Annotated in this window: 20 protein-coding genes; 9 read left to right on the forward strand and 11 right to left on the reverse strand. The window is 51.2% G+C overall.

Annotation, left to right across the window (positions count from 1 at the left end; genetic code table 11):
• Nucleotides 1-163 precede the first annotated feature (163 nt).
• Nucleotides 164-703 (reverse strand): hypothetical protein, encoded by a 540-nt coding sequence (locus IPI86_RS22715; protein ID WP_345300317.1) that lies wholly within the window; start codon nt 701-703, stop codon nt 164-166.
• Nucleotides 704-818: 115 nt separating this feature from the next.
• On the reverse strand, nt 819-3,299 hold the full coding sequence (locus IPI86_RS22720; protein ID WP_345300318.1) for a S41 family peptidase: 2,481 nt from the start codon (nt 3,297-3,299) through the stop codon (nt 819-821).
• A gap of 69 nt (nt 3,300-3,368) precedes the next feature.
• Here IPI86_RS22720 and IPI86_RS22725 point away from each other — a divergent pair, with 69 nt between their 5' ends.
• On the forward strand, nt 3,369-3,698 hold the full coding sequence (locus tag IPI86_RS22725) for a hypothetical protein (RefSeq protein ID WP_345300319.1): 330 nt from the start codon (nt 3,369-3,371) through the stop codon (nt 3,696-3,698).
• 57 nt (nt 3,699-3,755) lie between these two features.
• Here IPI86_RS22725 and IPI86_RS22730 read toward each other — a convergent pair whose 3' ends face one another.
• The 3 genes from IPI86_RS22730 to IPI86_RS22740 are packed head-to-tail and all read right to left on the reverse strand — an operon-like array spanning nt 3,756 to nt 5,441.
• Entirely contained in the window at nt 3,756-4,025 is a 270-nt protein-coding gene (locus IPI86_RS22730) for a hypothetical protein (protein ID WP_345300320.1), read from the reverse strand.
• 6 nt (nt 4,026-4,031) lie between these two features.
• Entirely contained in the window at nt 4,032-4,874 is an 843-nt protein-coding gene (locus tag IPI86_RS22735; protein ID WP_345300321.1) for a DegV family protein, read from the reverse strand.
• Between the two features lie 3 nt (nt 4,875-4,877).
• Complete coding sequence (locus IPI86_RS22740; RefSeq protein WP_345300322.1) at nt 4,878-5,441, reverse strand: sigma-70 family RNA polymerase sigma factor; 564 nt, start codon at nt 5,439-5,441, stop codon at nt 4,878-4,880.
• A 175-nt stretch (nt 5,442-5,616) separates the two neighbouring features.
• Here IPI86_RS22740 and uvrA point away from each other — a divergent pair, with 175 nt between their 5' ends.
• The 5 genes from uvrA (at nt 5,617) to IPI86_RS22765 (ending at nt 13,121) form a co-directional block, all read left to right on the forward strand.
• A complete protein-coding gene (uvrA, locus tag IPI86_RS22745; protein ID WP_345300323.1) occupies nt 5,617-8,493 on the forward strand; it encodes an excinuclease ABC subunit UvrA in 2,877 nt (958 codons plus the stop codon).
• A 158-nt stretch (nt 8,494-8,651) separates the two neighbouring features.
• Nucleotides 8,652-9,473, forward strand: coding sequence for a LysM peptidoglycan-binding domain-containing protein (locus IPI86_RS22750; RefSeq protein ID WP_345300324.1), 822 nt, complete (start codon nt 8,652-8,654; stop codon nt 9,471-9,473).
• A gap of 99 nt (nt 9,474-9,572) precedes the next feature.
• The gene (gene rpsT / locus IPI86_RS22755; RefSeq protein WP_345300325.1) at nt 9,573-9,878 is read left to right on the forward strand and encodes a 30S ribosomal protein S20; all 306 of its coding nucleotides are present in this window, start codon (nt 9,573-9,575) and stop codon (nt 9,876-9,878) included.
• 108 nt (nt 9,879-9,986) lie between these two features.
• Nucleotides 9,987-11,804, forward strand: coding sequence for an arginine--tRNA ligase (gene argS, locus IPI86_RS22760; protein ID WP_345300326.1), 1,818 nt, complete (start codon nt 9,987-9,989; stop codon nt 11,802-11,804).
• A gap of 57 nt (nt 11,805-11,861) precedes the next feature.
• Nucleotides 11,862-13,121: an arginine deiminase family protein gene (locus IPI86_RS22765; protein WP_345300327.1), complete on the forward strand. Its 1,260-nt coding sequence runs from the start codon at nt 11,862-11,864 to the stop codon at nt 13,119-13,121.
• Nucleotides 13,122-13,149: 28 nt separating this feature from the next.
• Here the strand turns inward: IPI86_RS22765 and IPI86_RS22770 are convergent, their stop codons facing one another.
• From IPI86_RS22770 to IPI86_RS22780, 3 genes are all read right to left on the reverse strand, one after another.
• A complete protein-coding gene (locus IPI86_RS22770) occupies nt 13,150-13,911 on the reverse strand; it encodes a hypothetical protein (RefSeq protein WP_345300328.1) in 762 nt (253 codons plus the stop codon).
• On the reverse strand, nt 13,844-14,539 hold the full coding sequence (locus IPI86_RS22775; RefSeq protein WP_345300329.1) for a hypothetical protein: 696 nt from the start codon (nt 14,537-14,539) through the stop codon (nt 13,844-13,846). Before IPI86_RS22775 ends, IPI86_RS22770 begins: the two co-directional genes overlap by 68 nt.
• 125 nt (nt 14,540-14,664) lie before the next feature.
• Nucleotides 14,665-15,192 (reverse strand): sigma-70 family RNA polymerase sigma factor, encoded by a 528-nt coding sequence (locus IPI86_RS22780; protein ID WP_345300330.1) that lies wholly within the window; start codon nt 15,190-15,192, stop codon nt 14,665-14,667.
• Between the two features lie 309 nt (nt 15,193-15,501).
• Here IPI86_RS22780 and IPI86_RS22785 point away from each other — a divergent pair, with 309 nt between their 5' ends.
• Nucleotides 15,502-16,824, forward strand: a complete 1,323-nt coding sequence (locus IPI86_RS22785; RefSeq protein ID WP_345300331.1) for a cyclic 2,3-diphosphoglycerate synthase — start codon at nt 15,502-15,504, stop codon at nt 16,822-16,824.
• Between the two features lie 122 nt (nt 16,825-16,946).
• Complete coding sequence (locus tag IPI86_RS22790) at nt 16,947-17,273, forward strand: hypothetical protein (protein ID WP_345300332.1); 327 nt, start codon at nt 16,947-16,949, stop codon at nt 17,271-17,273.
• A gap of 40 nt (nt 17,274-17,313) precedes the next feature.
• On the opposite strand, the gene IPI86_RS22795 is transcribed toward IPI86_RS22790, so the two are convergent.
• Nucleotides 17,314-17,736, reverse strand: a complete 423-nt coding sequence (locus tag IPI86_RS22795; protein ID WP_345300333.1) for a secondary thiamine-phosphate synthase enzyme YjbQ — start codon at nt 17,734-17,736, stop codon at nt 17,314-17,316.
• A 91-nt stretch (nt 17,737-17,827) separates the two neighbouring features.
• Here IPI86_RS22795 and IPI86_RS22800 point away from each other — a divergent pair, with 91 nt between their 5' ends.
• The gene (locus tag IPI86_RS22800; RefSeq protein WP_345300334.1) at nt 17,828-18,427 is read left to right on the forward strand and encodes a GNAT family N-acetyltransferase; all 600 of its coding nucleotides are present in this window, start codon (nt 17,828-17,830) and stop codon (nt 18,425-18,427) included.
• Nucleotides 18,428-18,477: 50 nt separating this feature from the next.
• On the opposite strand, the gene IPI86_RS22805 is transcribed toward IPI86_RS22800, so the two are convergent.
• Both IPI86_RS22805 and IPI86_RS22810 read right to left on the reverse strand, forming a co-directional pair.
• Complete coding sequence (locus IPI86_RS22805; RefSeq protein ID WP_345300335.1) at nt 18,478-19,416, reverse strand: sensor domain-containing diguanylate cyclase; 939 nt, start codon at nt 19,414-19,416, stop codon at nt 18,478-18,480.
• The gene (locus IPI86_RS22810) at nt 19,392-19,853 is read right to left on the reverse strand and encodes a PAS domain S-box protein (protein ID WP_345300336.1); all 462 of its coding nucleotides are present in this window, start codon (nt 19,851-19,853) and stop codon (nt 19,392-19,394) included. Before IPI86_RS22810 ends, IPI86_RS22805 begins: the two co-directional genes overlap by 25 nt.
• Nucleotides 19,854-19,905: the final 52 nt, after the last annotated feature.

The raw sequence follows: 19,905 nt of genomic DNA on the forward strand, positions 1-19,905 counted from the left end.
TTTGAAAATTTCATTTCGCATTAACAGCGAATGATCGAACCCGATGATTTTAATACAGAATTGGCTTTACAGGCTGATCTATAAAAAAGGGGCCATTATTTACCCTCTATAAAACAAATCAGGGTGGTGTGAGTGTGCCTCACACCACCCATCAAAGAAATCATTACGAATCGCGTTCGGTGGTGGTGCCTTCGGCGGGTTTGTTCGCTTCGCGGAAGGCTTTCATTGCCTCACGCAAAGCCTTGAACGTGCCATTCATCGAAGACTTGACTTCTTGCAATTTGGTGCGCATCTCCTGCACTGTGGCTTTTGCCTTCTCAGCATCAGTCACTTTGCCATTTACGTCGAAGCCTTGATGGGAACTGACGACCCCGTTGATGCTTTCATAGGCTGGGCGGGCGCTTTTCAGTGCGGCTTCATAGGCATCGAGTGCCGCTTGCAGGGCAGCGACATCCTTGCCGTTTGCGGCGGCCTTATCGATCCGCTCCTGCAATTTGGAGAGGTGTTCGTCGTCGTCATCAAAAGCCTTGCCCAGCCGTTCGTAGGCTTGCAACTGGCGCGCCCACAACTGCTCCAGCTTTTCGTTGTTCACTTCACCCTCGGGATTCGCGCTCAATGCAAAGGCATTTGCAAAGGGAAACGCGGCGAAAGCGAGGGCGGCGACCATTGCCACCAAAATTGTTTTCTTGAATATGTTTTTCATCGTAAGCCTCCTTTCAGGTTACAGATGAAATTCTAGGCGGAGCGGGTTATGCGTATATGGCACGGTTGTAAAAAGATTGTAAATTCGAGAGAACGACTGAAATCGTTACTACAGTTTACGGTTTTACATAGACCGTGTATTCGATAATGTAATCACCGGGCTCGAAATCGGATGTGCCGTCGTTGATCGCGGAAGTAAATACAGCGGTCGTGGAAAGGTGATGCTCACCAGCGGTCCACTCGCTAAGGGAGGTATATACGAGGCGGCAGACTTTTCCTCCTGTTTCGATCTCAAAGGTGCTGAATGAATCGGCAGGTACATTCTTGCCATCCAGCACAAATTTCAGTTCGATATTCTCAAAGTTGGATGCGATCATGGCTGCATCAGCGGCACACCATGAATAGCCCCAAACAACGGGCTGCGGATCCGTCATTGAAACGGAATATGTCGCTGTGCCAGGTTGGGCAAAGGTTACAGCAGGGTCGTAGCTTTCGCGGGCAAGGTCTTCGAGAAATGGAGCGCCCGAAGAAAGCGCGGCTTCGGCTTCTGATGGCGAGGCGACCTTCGGCGCGGCACTCGGCGTGACGCCTGCTCCGAGCGGCTGCAGCACTGCGTCAATGCCTGCCTGCAGGACAATGTCTTCGATAGCCGTAGCAGTTTTCTCGTCAACGGGGATGCGCAGTGTGGGCTGAACCCCCTGCCCTTCGAGGAAGATGGTTCCATCGGGTAGAACAAAGCGTCCAGTCGGAACCGTCACGCTGAATCCATCTGGCAAATTGAAGGTGCCGCGCGCGGTCTCGGCTTCGACGCCACTGGTTGGGGTGAGGCCGACGACGATCATGCCTGGCACCTGGCTGAAACCATAGGCCTCGATCTCGCAGGCGCTGAAACAGGCGGGGCCGACAAGCAGCACCATCTTTTCAAAACGATACTGGTTTTGATTGGGCAGGAATTTCTGACGCAAGCCTTCAGGCTCAAATTTGCCCGTCTTGTCGCTGTAATATTCCAATTGACCTAAAAGGATTTCCTGATCGGTAAAGAAACCAGCCAGCCCAAGCGGAGCGCCGCCATTGTTGAAGCGCATATCGATCACGATGCCTGCCACGGTATTGGCTTCGAATTGTTTGAGCGCGCGTTCAAAAAGGCGGATCACGAGATTGAGATCATCGTAATTGCTGTTGATGCGGATGTAACCAACATTTTCATTGTTGACAGGGATGATCTTGGAATCCACAGGCAGCAGCGAACTGGTATCCACACCGAAATACAGCGATGTGCGGCTAAAGCTCTGACGTTCCTCGATCGCGACCAAATTGACCAACTGCGGAATGCCATCAGCATTTGCAAACTTGACCGACGCCTCTGTGCCAGGCAGGGCACGCAGTAAATAACGCGATTTCTGATATCGGATCGCAAAATCGGATGACTGGTTGGAATAGGTCTGCGCCGCAGAAATCGCATCGCCGATCGGCTGGCCGTTGAACTCAGTCACCTCCGCGCCAACTTGAATGCCAGCCGCTTGAGCGGGTCCACCTTCCACGACAAAAATAACGATCACACGTCCATCGTCCAATTCACGAATGGCAAAACCGTACCCACCGGAGATCGCAGTTGCAAAATCCCGCTGGAAATAATCGCCGCCACTGATGCTCACATGGCCGTCATTGAACGCCCAGGTGAAATCACGCAAAGCCAGATAGAAGGCATTCGGGTCGCTATCCTTTTCAGCTTGTTCCACTCTTGGTTTCAATTCGGCGTACAAGGCATCCCAATCGGGAGCCTCGCCTTCAATGTCGGCGAAGGCATATTCCTTGCGGATCGTCTCGAACATCCTGTTGAACGATTCGGTATAGGACATGGCCGAATAATCCTTCACGGCAATATCCTGAGGTTCGTAAAGAGTCAAATCTTCAATCTGATCCTGCGAAACTGAAAAGGGGCTTTGGTCGAGATCCACGATCGAATATCCTTCGGGAATCGCACCGATGGGATCGTCGGCAGTAAAGAGCAAACCATCTTCGCCGAAGCCTGTTGGGAATTGCTGGTCGGCATCCTCGGCCCAGACCACGAGTTTTCCGCCAATGACTTCATCCTTGTTTTCGGAGTCGGTTTTCACAGAGGCAAGATAGGAAGGCCAGCCGCGGGAACGGTCATCCCCTTCTGCGAACGGGCCGCCATACACATTGGGCGAATACGCCACAGAGAAAATTTGCACGCCCGCATCCGCACTGCCATCGTTATCCACGTCATTGAATTCACCCAGCGGCCTGGCTGGCAGACTCAATTCATAAGTGCCGCCAAGGGCATCTGCATCGAAGGTCATAAATCCGAGCGTTTGTGAATCGACGGGAATTTCCCACTCGAGGTCGCGCAGGACAAATCCGTGCATGTCGATCAAAGCAACGGCATTTTCCACATAATAGGTTGTAAGCACAAAATCATTGGTCACGGTATACGTACCAGTAAGCTGATAAGGCTGGGAAGATGCTGGCAACAGTGCATCCACTGCCGTCGGCGCGGCTTTCGGAGCACAGGCTGAAAGCACGAGGCTTGCCATGATCAACATTCCAAATATTCGAAACAACGTAGACTTCATTTTTTCTCCTTTGAGGTCAGGTCCTGCAATTATAGCCTTATGGTTAAGACGTGGATTATAATTTTCAGCATGGATACTGTAACCGCCCAATTGCAAAAAGAATTCGAAAAGGCCCAGCAGGCCCGCATCAACAAAAACGAAGGACAGGCGCGAGTCTGTGCCCGCCGCGCGGCTGGCATCGCCATTCGGGATTATCTCACCCGCAAAGGGAACAAGATCCCAAGCATGAGCGCCTACGATCTGTTGAATCTGCTTAAGGATGACACGAATCTTCCCCCCGACCTGAAACTGGCCGCTGACAATTTGACAGTGCGCGTCACTGAAGAATTCACCCTCCCCGTCGATGCAGATTTGATCGCCGAAGCGCGCAAATTAAGCAACTGGCTGCTGAGTAATTAAAAAATTGGAGGCTTGAACGCCTCCAATTTTTATGTACCAAAACGAATTCTTTTCCAACTACATCTTGCGCCCAGCCAGATAATACAATGCGCGCGCAACGGTGACGAGAACGAGCATCCCCGAAACCACACCACCGAATATCAGAAACACCCTGCGCCAGTCTGTGAAGCGCAAAGTGATTTCGCTGCGGCTGGGCATGCGGATGCGCGCGCCCAAACGCTGGACAAGTTCCTTCGGAGGCGAGATCGGCCTCAAGGTCCCAGCCAGATGCGCTTCGAGGAATTGGATATCTTCTTCAGGGGTATGAGTCTGCTTACGTTTCGCCATTTGTACCTATTTAGTGGGATACAGGATCAACCCAACCGTGCCAGGCCCGAGATTTGCGGCAATGGAAATGGACAGTTCGCTGATCAATGTTTCCTTGTGATTGAAGTGAGCCTTGGCGTCATTCAACAACCCTTCGCCAGACTTAAGGTCGCGGGCATGTACAACAGCAAGGTAAACTGGATCTTTTCCAAACTCTTCTTTTGCGATCTCGATCACACGGTCAAGTGCTGCCTTGCGGGTACGCACTCTTTCGGCCATGTTCAAATCGCCGTTCCGCAGGATCGCGATCGGTTTTACATTGAGAAGAGAGGCCAGCGCCGCCTGTAAGGTCTTCACGCGGCCAGACATCTTTGCATATTCCAATGTATCAAGGGTAAGAATGACTCGAATCTTATATTTGACATCTTCGAGATATTTGACGATCTCGTCAATGCTTTTGCCGGCGCGTTCCAGCTTGCGGGCCTCGCGGCACATCAAGCCGATGCCCAGCGAACCAACCGCCGAGTCAACGGGAATAACCTTGAATTCATCCTTTAATTCCTCCGCAGCGGCAATGGCGGAAGCATAAGTACCGGATAACTTGGCCGTGATATGGATGGAAAGGATCGTGTCGCCTTTTTGGGCGATCTTACGATAAAACTCCACGAATTGATGCGGTGAAGGCTGGGATGTTTTTGGAATGCGTTTGGTTTCATCCACCAATTTGTAAAAACCTTCATTGTCCAATTCGGTGCCTTGAAGATATGATTTTTCCCCAAAAAGTATATTCACAGGAATAACATCGATGCCAAATTCCTGCGCCCATTCCGGGAGGATGTCTGCTGCGCCGTCAGTCACAATTCTCAACATGGATTACTCTCCTTCAAGATTAAGATTTTGATCTTCCAATTGATCACGCAGAGCAAGAAGCGTACGATGATAAAGACTCTTGACTGCGCCTTCACTTCTTCCCATGATTGCGCCAATCTCGGCGTTGGACATATTCTCGACAAACTTCAAAATCAACAAATTCTGCCGCTCGGCAGGCAAAGTGCGGATCATCTTCAACAGCACATCCTGTTCCTGTGAACGAACGAGGTTCCTCTCCGGGTGATCGCCCTTGGTCGGCAGGATCGGCAGGTCATCCAATGGAATTTCCTGCTTGCGGCTGCGGTCACGATGCCAGTTCGCCACGAGGTTATGGGCAATGCGATACAACCAGGCTGAAAAAGGGACACCTCGGTCGGTGTAGTTCACGATGTGCTTCATTGCCCGCTGAAATACACGGGCAGTGAGATCCTCAGCGTCGTGAGTATTCCCAGTCCGATAATACACATAATTGAAGATGCGCTCCACATAATGCGCATACAGCTGACCAAAAGAATCACGGTCACCCTGCGATGCGTGTTGGAGAATCTCTTCTTCGTTGTATTCCATGTCCGGCAAGTTTAAAACCTTACCGGCGGGTTTACTAAAATAACACCGCCGGATTTGAGAAGTTGCACTGAGTATAACGCGAAATATAAGGTTGAACGATAAAGGATGAAGGGCGAAAAAAATATGCAAAAAATAAAACATTTGTGCTACAATTGTTTCCCATCCAAGGAGAACTATGTCAGCAAATGTCATTCGCGTCGTGGGCGCCCGAGTCCACAACTTAAAAAACATCACGGTGGAAATTCCGCGCGATAAGTTTGTGGTGATCACAGGCTTGTCGGGCTCCGGCAAATCATCACTTGCGTTCGATACGATCTTTGCAGAAGGCCAGCGGCGCTATGTTGAGTCACTATCCGCATATGCGCGCCAGTTCATTGGTCAGATGGACAAACCTGATGTGGATTACATCGACGGCCTGTCCCCTGCTGTTTCCATCGACCAGAAATCGACTTCGCACAATCCCCGCTCGACAGTGGGTACGGTTACCGAGATCTATGACTACATGCGTCTGCTATTTGCGCGCGCAGGCATTCCGCACTGCCCGGTCTGCGGACGTGAAGTGGTCAAGCAATCGGCACAGGAGATCGTGGACAAGATCGAGAAACTTCCTGAAGGCTCGCGTGTCTTAATTCTTTCTCCGTTGGTACGCGCACGCAAGGGTACGTATCAAGCTGTCTTCGAGGAGATTCGCAAGGCAGGCTTCACCCGTGCCCGCGTAGACGGGGTCGCTCATTCCCTCGACGACGAAATCGAACTCGACCGCTACAAACAACACACCATCGAAGCCGTTGTCGACCGTCTCGTCATTTCACAGGAAGGCGACAAAGAGGAAAGAAAATCCGCGCGCACCCGCCTGACCGATTCAGTGGAAACCGCGCTGAAATTCGGCGAAGGCTACATCACTGTCAGCCTCGTGGACAAAAGCGAAGACATTCAATTCTCGGAACACCTTGCCTGCCCCGAGCACGGCGTCAGCATTTCTGAGATCGAACCACGCACCTTCTCCTTCAACACGCCGCAAGGCGCATGTCAGGATTGTCAGGGCCTCGGCTCGAAACTGGAAATTGACCCAGAACGCATCATTCCGGACCCGGACCGGTCACTGAACGAGGGAGCGATCTCCAGCATGGAGTGGAGCGGCCCTAAAGAAGAAGGCGGCTACTACTGGCAGGGACTCGAAGCCGCCGCCCGCGCCTACAAGATTGACCTCAACAAGCCGGTGCGCGAGTTGACAAAAGAACAGATGAAGATCGTCCTGTACGGCACCGGCGAAAAGCAGATCCAGATGAGTTACAAAAACTCAAACGGCAATGAATTTAAATTTACCCGCGCCTTCGAAGGCGTGATCACAAACCTCGAACGACGTTACCGCGAAACCAACTCCGAGTGGATCCGCGAGAAGATCAGCGAGTTCATGTCGGATCGCCCCTGCCCCACCTGTGGCGGTAAAAGACTAAACCCCGCCGCGCTGGCCGTCACTGTGGATGGTGTGAATATTGTGGAAGCAAATTCCTGGCCTGTGCTGAAAACTCTTGAATGGGCTAAAAAGATCGCAGGAAAATCTTCACCGTTGACTTCAAAACAAAAAGCCATCGCTGAAAGAGTCATCAAAGAGATCCATGAACGCTTGAACTTCCTCGTCAATGTCGGTCTGGATTATTTGACCTTGAATCGTTCCGCTGCCACGTTATCGGGCGGCGAGGCACAACGCATTCGTCTTGCAACCCAGGTTGGATCAAGGCTCGTCGGCGTTTTGTATGTTTTAGATGAACCTTCCATCGGGCTGCATCCGCGCGACAATGCGAGATTATTGGAAACCCTGAAAGGCCTGCGCGATCTAGGCAATACAGTTTTGGTGGTTGAACATGATGACGAAACCATCCGCGAAGCAGATTGGATCATTGACCTTGGCCCTGCGGCTGGCGAGCATGGCGGCGAGGTCATTGCAGAAGGCACACCGAAACAGATTTTGGCGCACCCAAAGTCATTGACAGGAGCCTACCTCTCGGGGCGTAAGCGGATCGAGGTCCCGAAAAAGAGGCGCGAAGGAAGTGGCAAGGTGCTGAAAGTTGTCAATGCAACGGCGAACAACTTGAAGGGCATTGATGTCTCGATCCCCTTGGGAAAGATGGTTTGTATCACCGGGGTGTCAGGCTCGGGCAAATCCACTTTGATGAGCGACATCCTGTACAACTCGCTGGCGGCGAAGCTGATGCTTGCCCGCACGAGCGCGGGGGAACACGAGCGCATTGAGGGTATCGAACACCTCGATAAGATCATCAACATTGACCAGTCGCCTATCGGGCGCACACCACGCTCGAATCCGGGGACATACACGGGATTGTTCGATGAAATCCGCAAGCTGTTTGCGGAACTGCCAGAGAGCAAGATCCGCGGTTACAAGCCCGGGCGTTTCTCTTTCAACGTACATGGCGGGCGCTGTGAAGCTTGTCAGGGACAGGGCGAATTGCGCATCGAAATGCAATTCCTGCCCGATGTATACGTACCCTGTGATGTCTGCCACGGCAAACGTTTCAACCGCGAAACTCTACAGGTGCTTTTCCACGACAAATACAGCATCTCCGACATCCTCGATATGACCGTCGATCATGCGCTCGAAGAATTCAAGAATTATCCGCCGATGCAAAGCAAGCTGAAACTGCTGCAGGAAGTGGGGCTTGGCTATGTACGTGTCGGTCAGCCCGCAACGACACTTTCGGGTGGTGAAGCACAGCGCGTGAAACTTTCGAAAGAACTCTCGCGCAGGGCAACAGGGCGCACACTGTATGTACTGGACGAGCCCTCTGTTGGTTTGCACACAGCAGATGTGCATAAGCTGATCGAAGTTCTGCAAAGACTCGTGGATACAGGCAATTCGGTCGTGATCATCGAGCACAATCTCGATATTATCAAGATCGCCGACTGGCTGGTAGACCTCGGTCCTGAAGGCGGAGACCGCGGCGGCGAGTTGATCGCCGAGGGTACGCCCGAACAGGTGATGAAAGTAAAAGATTCTTACACAGGGAAATATCTAAAAGCGCACATGAGATAACAGCCATGCAGCAGACGGGTAAACAGGCAATAGCACAGCCTGTTTACCCGTCTGCTTGTTTCCTCATTACGTGATTCCTGTTTTCAGGTAGAATTATTTTATATTGTGCCAATGGGAACTCGACATGACAGAAGGCGCTTTATAAAAAGGAACAATTCATGAACAACAGACCCCCTATTTCATCCTCTCCAAACCCGGGCACCATCAGCCTGCTTCGTAAGCGCAGGCGCAACGGCCCAAATATCATCTATATCGCCGCCGGCCTGTTGGTGCTGGGCGGAATTATCCTTTTGGTTGTCTGGCTGACGGGGCCGAGCAAACCTCTCGACGCGATCTTCGCAACTGAAACGCCCACCCCAACCATGACCTTCACACCAACCAGCACATCCACTCCAACCTCCACAGCAACCGCCACTGAGACGCCTACCATTACTCCAACGGCGACTTTTTCCACAATTTTCAACTATACGGTAGAGGCTGGCGATTCCCTGTTCTCCATTGTTGAAAAATTCAGCTTGGGAGATGACGGCATCGCTTTGATCCTGCTTCTCAATCCCTATGGCGGAATTGCCGACTCGGGCTTCCCCATCGGAGTGGATCCGGCTACGCAAAACATTCTGCCGGGACAATCCATCGTTTTGCCCTACCCGGGGATGCCACTGCCAACCGCCACATCCATACCGGCCAACATAGCGCCTGGCACCAAGCTGGAATATGTGGTGCAATCCGGCGACTCGCTGGGGAGTATTGCGGCGCTCTTTAACAGCACCATTGATGAGATTATCAAAGAGAACAATATCACCGATCCAAACGCAATTAAGGTCGGCGACTTGCTGTTGATCCCTGTCAACATCGTCACCCCAACCGCCACACGCCCGCCTACAAGCACCCCGATCACCCCGGGACCTGGCACGCTTCTGCCGACAGTCACCTTTACGCCGATCAATGCCCAGCCTGTCACCCCCACCGGCACCCCGTAAAACGGCAGGAGTTTTCGGTCAAAGTACTGGACAAATACACCTCACTAATGTAAAATACGGCGCTGTCAAAAAAGAAGAAGCAACATCTGGAGAATAACCTTGGCTAACATTATTTCACAAATCAAACGCAATCGTCAAAATGAAAAGCGTCGCATTCACAACCGTACTTTCCGTGGCGCAGCCCGTACCGCTATCACTGCCGCCCGCGGCTCTTTTGCAGAGAACGATCCCGAGACAAAAGAAGCCGTGATGCTTGCGATTAGCGCGCTCGATAAGGCTGCCCAAAAAGGCGTAATCCACCCGAACAATGCGTCCCGCCGCAAGGGCCGCTTGATGAAGCGACTTGCCGCATTTCTTTCAGCTCCTCCCAAGACCGAAGAAGCTGTCGCAAAGAAAAAGAAGTAGTCCTTTCTTCCAAAGAACGTAAAACGGGAACGCCTCTCAACTGGCGCTCCCGTTTTTGTTACCTCAATTTCTCCCCTAAATTTGGGGATGGCGTCTATAATCCAACCAATGTTTACAAAAGAACAACAACTCATCGAAGAAAAAATCAAAGCCTTCTGCAAAGCCAATGATATTGCGCTGGCAGAACTCAAATGGCAGCCCATCCCCTTTTCGGGCGAGTGGGGTTTTGCCACGTCATTTTTCCAGACGGCCGCCAACGAAGCGAAACTCGGCAAAGGGAACAAACTTCCAGTGCCGCAAAAGGCTCAGGAAATTGCCGAGCAGGTCAAGGCGCAGTTGGGAAGCGTGGACGGCATCAGTCATATCGAAGCGGTCAAAGGTTATCTCAATGTCTACTTCAAGACATCCGATTACGCCCGCCGCGTTGTGGATGAAGTGATCAACTCAGGTGAGGATTTTGGCCGCGGCGCAAAGAAATCGGAAAAAGTGATGGTGGAATATGCCCAGCCAAACACCCACCATTCCTTCCACATTGGGCACGCGCGGAATACCGTATTGGGCGAATCGCTTGCACGGCTGGTTGAATATGCAGGCTTTGAAACGATCCGTGCCGCATACCCCGGCGACCTTGGACTTGGCGTCATCACCGTGATGTGGATCTACGAAAAGTTTTATAAAGGCCAGGAGCCTGCGGGCATTCACGAGCGCGGACAATGGCTGGCGAAACTTTATGTGGAAGCCACGTCCCTGCTTGAAAAAAAGGATAACGAGACTCCCGAAGAAACTGCGAAGCGCGAAGGTTACGAAGCCGAACGCCGCGAGATGTATCGCAAATGGGATGCAGGGGATGATTATGTGCGGAAATTATGGCACGAGACTCGCGAGTGGAGTTTGGAAGAACTGCGCGACGTGCTGCAAATGCTTGATGTCAAAATGGATGTTTGGTTCTACGAAAGCGAAGTGGACGAACCATCCAAAGCCATCGTTGACGAACTGATCGCCAAGGATATCGCCACCGATGAACGCCCGCAAGGCGGCGCTGTCATCGTGAAGATCGACGAAAAGCTCGGGCTGACCAAGGAAAAATACCGCACAAATGTCATTCTGCGCAGCGACGGCACCACCCTTTACCTCACCAAAGACCTCGCGCTGGCAAAAGTAAAGTTCGAGCAATATCACGTTGACCGATCCATCTATGTTGTGGATGTGCGCCAGTCAATGCACTTTCAGCAGGCCTTTGCCATTCTCAAACTGTGGGGCTTTCCGCAGGCCGAGAAATGCTATCACCTGGGCTATGGTTTCATCAGCCTGCCAGAAGGCGCCATGTCTGCACGGCGCGGACGTGTTGTACTTTTCAAAGATGTAGCCGATGAAGCCGTAAAGCGTGTACTTTCGCTCGAAACCGAAAGAAGCGCAGACATTCCCGCGAGTGAGCGGGAAAAGATCGCTTCACAGATCGGGCTGGGTGCATTGGTTTACTCGATGCTTTCAGTGGATAATAACAAAGACATCGTCTTCGATATCAACGAAGCATTGTCATTTGATGGACGCACAGGTCCGTACATTCAGAACGCTCACGTGAGGGCAAATTCGATCTTGAAAAAAGCAGGTTCGCAAACCTTCCAACCTGATCACCTGCCAATTTTCAACTACGACCTCACTAAAAACGAGATTGAACTCATTGAGCAGATATCCCGCTTCCCGCAGGCCGTACAACAGGCGGCTGAGGAATATCGTCCGCTGGTGATGGCATCGTATACCTACGAACTGGCGAACACCTTCCACTCGTTTTATCACGCGGTGAACGTCATGCAGACTGAAGATGAAAACACACGGAACGCCCGCCTGCGACTGGTCGCTGCCGCAAAGCAAACCCTTGCAAATGCGCTCCACCTGCTGGATATTCAAGCTCCCGACGTGATGTAGAACACACGAAAACAGACTGAACCTTTTATGTTTGGTCTGTTTTTTTATTGGTGAAAAATGAATGCACATATACTCGATGAAACACATCCATTAGAGGAAGTTTTGGTTTGGGGCGAGCCTGGCATCGAAGCCCTGCTCGGTCAACTGCTTCCGCAATCGCGCAGTTTGTTCCGCAGTTATTATGAAGTACCAAGAGCACGCGGCGAATTTGCCTGCATGTCGGCGCTGATCAAAAACGAGGGGATCAAGATCGTCCGCGCGAAGGATGCGACTGCGGAACTGCTCCAGGATAGATTCATTCCCTCGCTCCCCGCTTCCATTCATGACCTGAAGCTGGCCCTGCGCCAACGGGCCGATTCGTACTTTGACATTTACCGCCACGCCAAACAAAACGACCTCACCAAAGACAGTCTCTTTGAAATCACACCCGAGGATGTGTACAACGAGGTCAATCGCGACATGGATATGATCCTCGAACAGGATATTTCCCAATACGGTGAACAGGGCGCGCTTCGACTGAATTATTTATTAAGCCTGTCAAAACCCTGGCCGATGTCGAATATCTTTTATGGGCGTGACCAGTCACAAGTCATAGGTGATCGTGTGGTGCTTTCGTCCCTGCGTTGGAACATTCGCAAACCCGAAGTCCGCATTTTCAAAGACGCACTCCATGCCCTCGGTTTCGGTTCCGCCATCACCGACATCCGCGAAGGGACCATTGAAGGCGGTGACATTGCCATGTTCGATGGCTGCTGTTTCATCGGCGTCGGCGCGCGGACCAGTTTGAGCGCGGTGAAAGAAGTCTGCCGCCAGATCGGCGATTCGCTAAAAGAGAAGAATATCCAACTGATCGCGGTGGTCAACAAACGGCAGGAGGAGGAAAGCAATTTCTTCATCAGCCCCACCAGCGAACACATGCAAGTGATGCATTTGGATATGTTCTGGATTCCGCTCGCGCCTGATCTGGTAATGGCCTACACCTACGAAATGGACCAACGCGATGCCGTGCTGGTCACACAGGAAAAGGGACGTATCATCACCGAAAAGCTGGGAAGTTTCCGCGAGTTTTTGCGCTCCCGCGAGATCGAAATCTTCGAAGTGAACGAAGCCGAACAGAAAAACTTCGCCACGAATTTATTGAATTTGGGAGATAAAAGAGTGATCGCCGCGCTATCTTCCAACCCGCGTGTGAATGCGGAATTGGAGAAGCGCGGCTTCACTGTAAAATATGCAGAGCTGACGAAATTAGTAGACGGTTATGGTGCCGTCCACTGTTTGACAGCACCAGTGAGGCGAAAAAACCAGGTCACGGACTAAGCGCGACCTGGTTTTTATTTCAGCTAATCTAAGGTATCCACTCTACTTGCAGATCATCTTCCAAAGTCACAGACATCTCGCGGACCGTCACGGTGACCAACCCTTTCGGGTATTCGTCTCTGCATAGTTGGGTATAGAGCAGCGGAGAAGGAGATATTGTCTTTACATCCGACAGCCAGCACTTATCGGCATGAATATCCATTTCCACGCTCAAGCCGAGGGAGGGGTCTGATTCGACGGCAAATTGATAACCGTAGTCATAGCCTTGTGAACCATCTATGAAGGAGGGAGTTTCAATGTCAGAGAAGGTCACAGCTTGAGCAGAGGTAATCTCGAATTCATAACCTGCAATGGTGAATATTTTATTCAAGTTCCAAACCTGGCCATGCTGTGGATTATCACCGACATCAAAAGTGAAAGACAATTCCTCAGATGTGGCTTGAGGCGGGTCTGTGTAGAGCGGCATGTAATAGGCAATTGCCTGATCCACTATTATGGTCAAGGGGCCATCGGCGGGCTTGGATTCGGTCACGAACTCAAAAGCGTTTCCAACTTTGTGTTCAAATGGCTGCCAGATAAAACCTCCACGCAGTGGAATTTTCTGTCCCAGCGAGTCGATGACGTAGGCGCTTTGCGGCATGATGGAAATCAGCGAAGGGTCGGCGTTTTCCATGTTGAAGTGCACGTACAATACCGTATTGGAATCGGTGGGAACGATCCGCTCAAGGATCATTGTCACTTTGGGAGAAGAAACAGGCTCGGTTGTGGATGAAGAAGCGAGGTTCTTCATCCACAGGTTGAGTCACTTCGATGACTGGTTCACCTACAATGGTTCCAGCTGGCACGGTCACAAGGCTGAATGGCAATTCCCAATTTTCAGGGGTAGCGCCCAGCCGCGCCCACGGAATACATTTGAGCACAAAGGTCATCTCGGTTACATCCGCAGGGATGGCGGCTTCATACACAGGCTGCATCGCAAAAATATTCTGTGGATATTTCCCCGTGTAATCACGCTCGAGAATCGTTCCATCCGGCAGTCGTAAGCGCACATCACCGTCTGTGATCATGAACTCACCCGGATTTACACCACCGCAGAAAGCAGTAGGATTGGATATGCCATCTTCTGCTTGCGTTCCATCATTTTCGGAGGCAATGCCCTGCACGCTATAGATCAACTCCACGCGGTCTTGATAAACGAACACGTTCGTGATCGTCAGCGTCACGCCATCATGTGTCAACGAAGCAGGTTCTACCAACATTCGCAAACCACTACTGTTCTCCACCAAACCCACGCCTGGCACATAACCAAATAATTTTTTCAAAGCATTCACTGCCGCAGGCGCGCTTGCGATCAATGTCAGAGCAACGATCACAAAAGCAAACGCCCAAACAGGTTTCAATTTAAATCGAGGTTTCATTTTCACTGGCCTCCTCGCCAGCTCATTGCGTAATTTGTTTACAAATTCAGGTTTCGCACTCGGCACATCCACCGCTTTGCGAACCTTCTCTTCAAATTCGGGAGAGGGATTAAAGTCGTTCATATCTACTCCATCTGTCCTTTCAACCGCTCCAGCAAGCGATAAACCGACTTCTTCACGGCATCTTCGCGCTTTCCAAGCAAGTCTGCCATTTCAGCAAAAGACAGTTCCGCCACATATCGCAAGCGGATCAACTCCCGCTCATCGTTATCTAATTTTTTGATCAGGAATTGGAGACGTCCCAACTCCTCATCCTGGATGACCGAACCAAGCGCATCATCCGCTTCGGCAAGCCGCTTCGTCGCATCCAACCCGACCTCGCGCCTGCTCCTACGAAAATGATTATTGATCTCGCTTTGAGCGATTCGGAACAGCCAGGCTGAAAAGTATCCCCGCTCGCGATACCTCCCCAGTGACTCGTATGCCGCCATAAATGTCTGCGATGTGATGTCTTCTGCAACGCGGGTGTTTTCCACGCGGCTGTAAGCGTAGCGGTAGATATGCTGTACATAGCGGTCATACAGCATTCCAAATGCGGCTGGGTCTTCCAGCGCGGCAGAGATTAAAGCAGGGTTATCGTCTTGTCGTTCCATTGTTCTCGTTTTTCGGTTTTCGCCAAATCCTATCATGCAATTCCTTTCTCTCATGAGGCGGAAGTTGTGAATGCATTCCAGAAGTTAAACGGCTTGCGGTCAAAAAAGGGACAAATTGGTCTGAAAACTGTCATGTCAAAAACAGGCTGAAAGTTATCTATGCTTTTGACCTGTTTTCCTGTTTAATCCACTTATAAAGACCGCATTGGGTAAAAACGAAACGACTCAAAACCCACCCCGAGTTTTTTCGGACACTGCCCCGCAAAGCGGGACGCGTCCCCAGTGCGGTGAGTAAGATAGGAGATTCCTATGCCAATCAAAACCCTCATCATGGGAGCCGCAGGCCGCGACTTCCACAATTTCAACACCTTCTTCCGCGGGAACAAGGATTACGAAGTGGTCGCCTTCACAGCGACTCAAATTCCAGACATCGAAGGCCGCGTGTACCCAACTGAGTTGGCGGGTGCGCAATACCCGAAGGGAATTCCGATTCACGCTGAAGAGGAATTGCTCGACCTGATCAAGAAGTACAACGTGGAACAGGTTGTGTTTTCCTACAGTGATGTGCCGCACGAATATGTGATGCACAAGGCCAGCATGGTCAATGCCGCAGGTGCAGACTTCCGCATCATGGGCACGCATCACACTCAGATCAAGAGCACCAAGCCTGTCGTGTCGATCAGTGCTGTTCGGACGGGATCAGGCAAAAGTCAGACAACGAGACGCGTGGCTTTACTTCTCAAAGAGATGGGATACAAAGTCGCGGCCATTCGTCACCCGATGCCTTATGGAAATCTCGTCGCGCAGGAAGTTCAGCGCTACGCAAGTTATGACGACCTCGATGAGTTTGATTGCACCATTGAAGAGCGTGAGGAATACGAACCTCACATCGATTGCGGCGTGATCATTTACGCGGGCGTGGATTACGAAAAGATCATTCGTCAGGCGGAAGCCGAAGCTGATATTATTTTGTGGGACGGCGGCAACAACGACTTCCCATTCTATGTACCTGACTTGCAGATCGTGGTCGCTGACCCGCACCGCACTGGACATGAGTCAACTTACTACCCCGGTGAGACCAACGTGCGCATGGCGGATGTGTTCGTCATCAACAAGGTGGACACTGCCGATGCAGAGAACGTGATCAAGCTGCGTGAGAACCTCCGCAAGCTGAACCCGAATGCGATCCAGATCGAAGCCGCTTCTCCCCTCTTCGTGGATGATCCCGATGCAATTCAGGGCAAGCGCGTTTTGGTGATCGAAGACGGCCCGACCCTCACTCACGGTGAGATGGCCTACGGCGCTGGCTATATCGCCGCCCGCAGATTCGGCGCAAAAGAAATCGTTGACCCGCGTCCGTTTGCTGTGAAGTCAATCGCCGCAACCTACGCCAAGTACCCGAAGACTGGCCCGATCCTTCCTGCGATGGGCTACGGCGATGCGCAGACCAAAGACCTCGAAGAAACCATCAACGCCTCGGATGTTGACCTCGTCATCATCGGCACACCGATTGATCTTTCCCGCGTGATGAAGATCACGAAGCCGCACCAGCGTGTGCGCTACGAACTGCAGGAGATCGGTCAGCCGACCTTGCAGGATGTTTTGATGAAGAAGTTTGGGAAGAAGAAGTAAGAGATTAGGGAATAGAAATTTGAGATTAGGAAGTCGGGTGGCAAAAGTCATTCGGCTTCCTAATTATTTAATTTCTCTTTGTTATAATCTTTGAAACAAACAACTCACAAAAAGGACATAAAATGGAATATTGGGACATAGGCGATCGTGTATTTGCGTACTGGGACGATGATGATTATTTTTACCCCGCCACCATCTTGAGCATTGAAGAGGAAGATATCTACATCCGCTTTGATACGGGCGAGGAAGAGTGGACACAAGCGGACTACCTTGAAGAATATGCCACGGCGGCAGATGAAGAGGTGGAGTGCAAATCAGCAAAAGATGACCAGTACTATGATGTGACCGTACTAAGTACAGACGGTGAAAAAGTCGAGGTCGAATTCGACGACGGCTCCACGGAGTGGACGACCTTGAACCGAATCCGCTTTTATATTGAAGAAGGGTAAGGCAAAACAGAAACGGCTTGTTTTTGGCAAGCCGTTTCTGTTATTCAACCGATAACACCCGCATTAACAACTTCCGCCTGTGCGGACGGGCGCGGTGCTCGAAGATGTAAATTCCCTGCCAGGTGCCCAGCGAAAGGTCACCATCATCCACCGGAATGGTGAGGCTGGAATCCGTCAGCATGGAGCGGATATGGGAGGTCGCATCATCGGGGCCTTCCAGATCGTGGGTGTACCAACTATCCCGTTCGGGGACGAGGCGCTCCATGAAGGTCTCCAGGTCGGCGCGGGCGGTCGGGTCCCAGTTTTCGCTGATGATGAGAGAGGCGCTGGTGTGCTGTAAAAACAAAAAGCACATACCTTCCTGAACCTCCCACTCTTTCAACTGCGCGCGGATGGTTGGAGTGATGTCTCGCAGTCCCTTGCCCGATGTGGCGATTTCGATGGTGGTTTTGTGCCAGTTCATAGTGTGGGAATTATAGCAGGCGCAATATCGAAGGCCGGGCGATAGAATTATTTCGTCACATAGACTGGATATCTGACAAAAAGGATAATCAATGAAAACTCGCTGGATTCAACCTGTTACCCTCATGGGAACGCATGTCGTTCTAGAACCTCTTTCTCTTGACCATCTGGATGGGATCAAAGAAGCCGTGTTAGACGGAGAGCTTTGGAAACTGTGGTTCACTTCCATTCCATCACCAGAAACGGTAGAGGCTTATATCCGCTCTGCGTTGGAGTTGCGCGAGAATGCGGGCTGGATGGCGTTTGTCGTCCGCGAGAAGGCGACGAATAAGTTCATCGGCAGCACCCGCTACTGCAACGTGGACGAAACCAACCAGCGGCTGGAGATCGGCTACACCTGGTACGCGGAAAGCTATCAGCGTTCGGCGGTTAACACCGAGTGCAAGTATCTGCTCCTCACTCACGCCTTCGAGAAACTGGAAGCCATCGCGGTGGAATTCCGCACCCACTGGCACAACCACAAGTCGCGTGCGGCGATCGCGCGGCTGGGAGCGAAACAGGATGGCGTGCTGAGGAATCACACCAAATCTGCAAACGGGGTTTACCGCGACACCGTTGTATTTTCCATTATTAATTTGGAATGGCCTGTGGTGAAGCAATCATTGGAATACAAATTAAGCAAGCAATACTAATTTGCCGCCGTGCTTTCCATATCCTGGCGGTGAAAATACAAAGTGGAATATTAATTGGGTGAATAAACCGCAATACAATTCCGCCCTGACTGCTTGGCCGAATACAAGGCCTCATCTGCATGTCGGATCAATTCTGCTGAATTTTCAATTCCTGTATGAAAGTCTGCGATCCCAATACTAATGGTAACCCGTGGAATATCCCCTTCGATCTTCAAGTTGGCGGCAACAACCTGTTCGCGGATTCGCTCGGCAAGAATCAGCGCATCTTGACGGCTGCTGTTTGGGAGCAGGATGACGAATTCATCTCCGCCGTAACGGGTCAGAATATCCACGTTGCGCAGTTCCATATGCACAAGGTGGGCCACCTGCTTAAGAACCTCGTCGCCTGCCTGATGCCCGGCTGTATCATTTACAAGTTTCAGATGATCCACATCGAACATAATAAGGGAAAAGGAATTTCGATAACGCTTTGACAGGGCAACTTCGTATTCGATGAATTCAAAAAAATAGCGCCGATTGAAAACCCCGGTAAGAGCATCGGTGCGGGATGCCAGTTGTTCACGCTCGAAGGCATTTTGCAGAACCAGGTTGACCTCTTCCATGTCACGCTTTGTACGGCGCAGGTCATCTTCCACCTGCTTTCTTTCCGTGATGTCGTGATTGATCGTCACGCCGCCAATAAATCTGCCATCTGCATCGTCAAGCAATGTGACAGAAGCAGATACCCATATTTCCCGTCCATTGCGGTGGTGCTGTTTCAGTTCACCATGCCAGCGTCTTTCCGTCAGAAGAGTGGAATGCGCCTGGGTCTGCTGTTCTGCGTTGAATTCAGTCTGGCAAATTTCATCGATCAATTGACCGATGACCTCCGCCTCCTCCCAGCCATAAAGATTTTCTGCGGCTTTGTTCCATTGAGTGATCCGCAAAGTTGTATCTGTGGAAATGACCGGACTGGAGATCCTGTTCATGACGAAGGCAAGATAGCGCATTTTTCATCATCGTGATTACCTTCAACGGGAGACACGGCTTCCGCCGGGGTCAACTGCGAGGCTGTGATCAACAGGGCTTTGCCGCCTTTGTATGTCAATGGGCGGGAGGTGAGTGTAACGCTGAGAAATTGTCCGTTTTTGGGGAGGATATGCCATTTGCCAGAAAAAAGCCCGATACGACCGACCCGCTTCAGGTTCGGAAAGAGACGCATCTTTTCATCTTCAGAAAAAACATCGACGATCGTCATCCCCTTTAGTTTGGCAGCCCCGTAACCCAACTGCGTTTGCGCGGCTTTATTGATCTCGAGAAACGCCAGGCTCTCGCGATCAAGGATCCACATGGGCGACGGGGAAAATTTCAAGGCAAGCTGCAGAGCCTCATCAACCTTATTCCTAAAACCATTTTGGGAACGCAAAGATGTTTTTTTTGACGCCATCCTGTTTTCTTTCGGGTGGATGTTGCAATGCATGACCCCATTCTTACGAACC

The organism is Candidatus Villigracilis affinis, from assembly GCF_016705895.1.
In the GTDB taxonomy this organism is placed as follows: Bacteria; Chloroflexota; Anaerolineae; order Anaerolineales; family Villigracilaceae; genus Villigracilis; species Villigracilis affinis.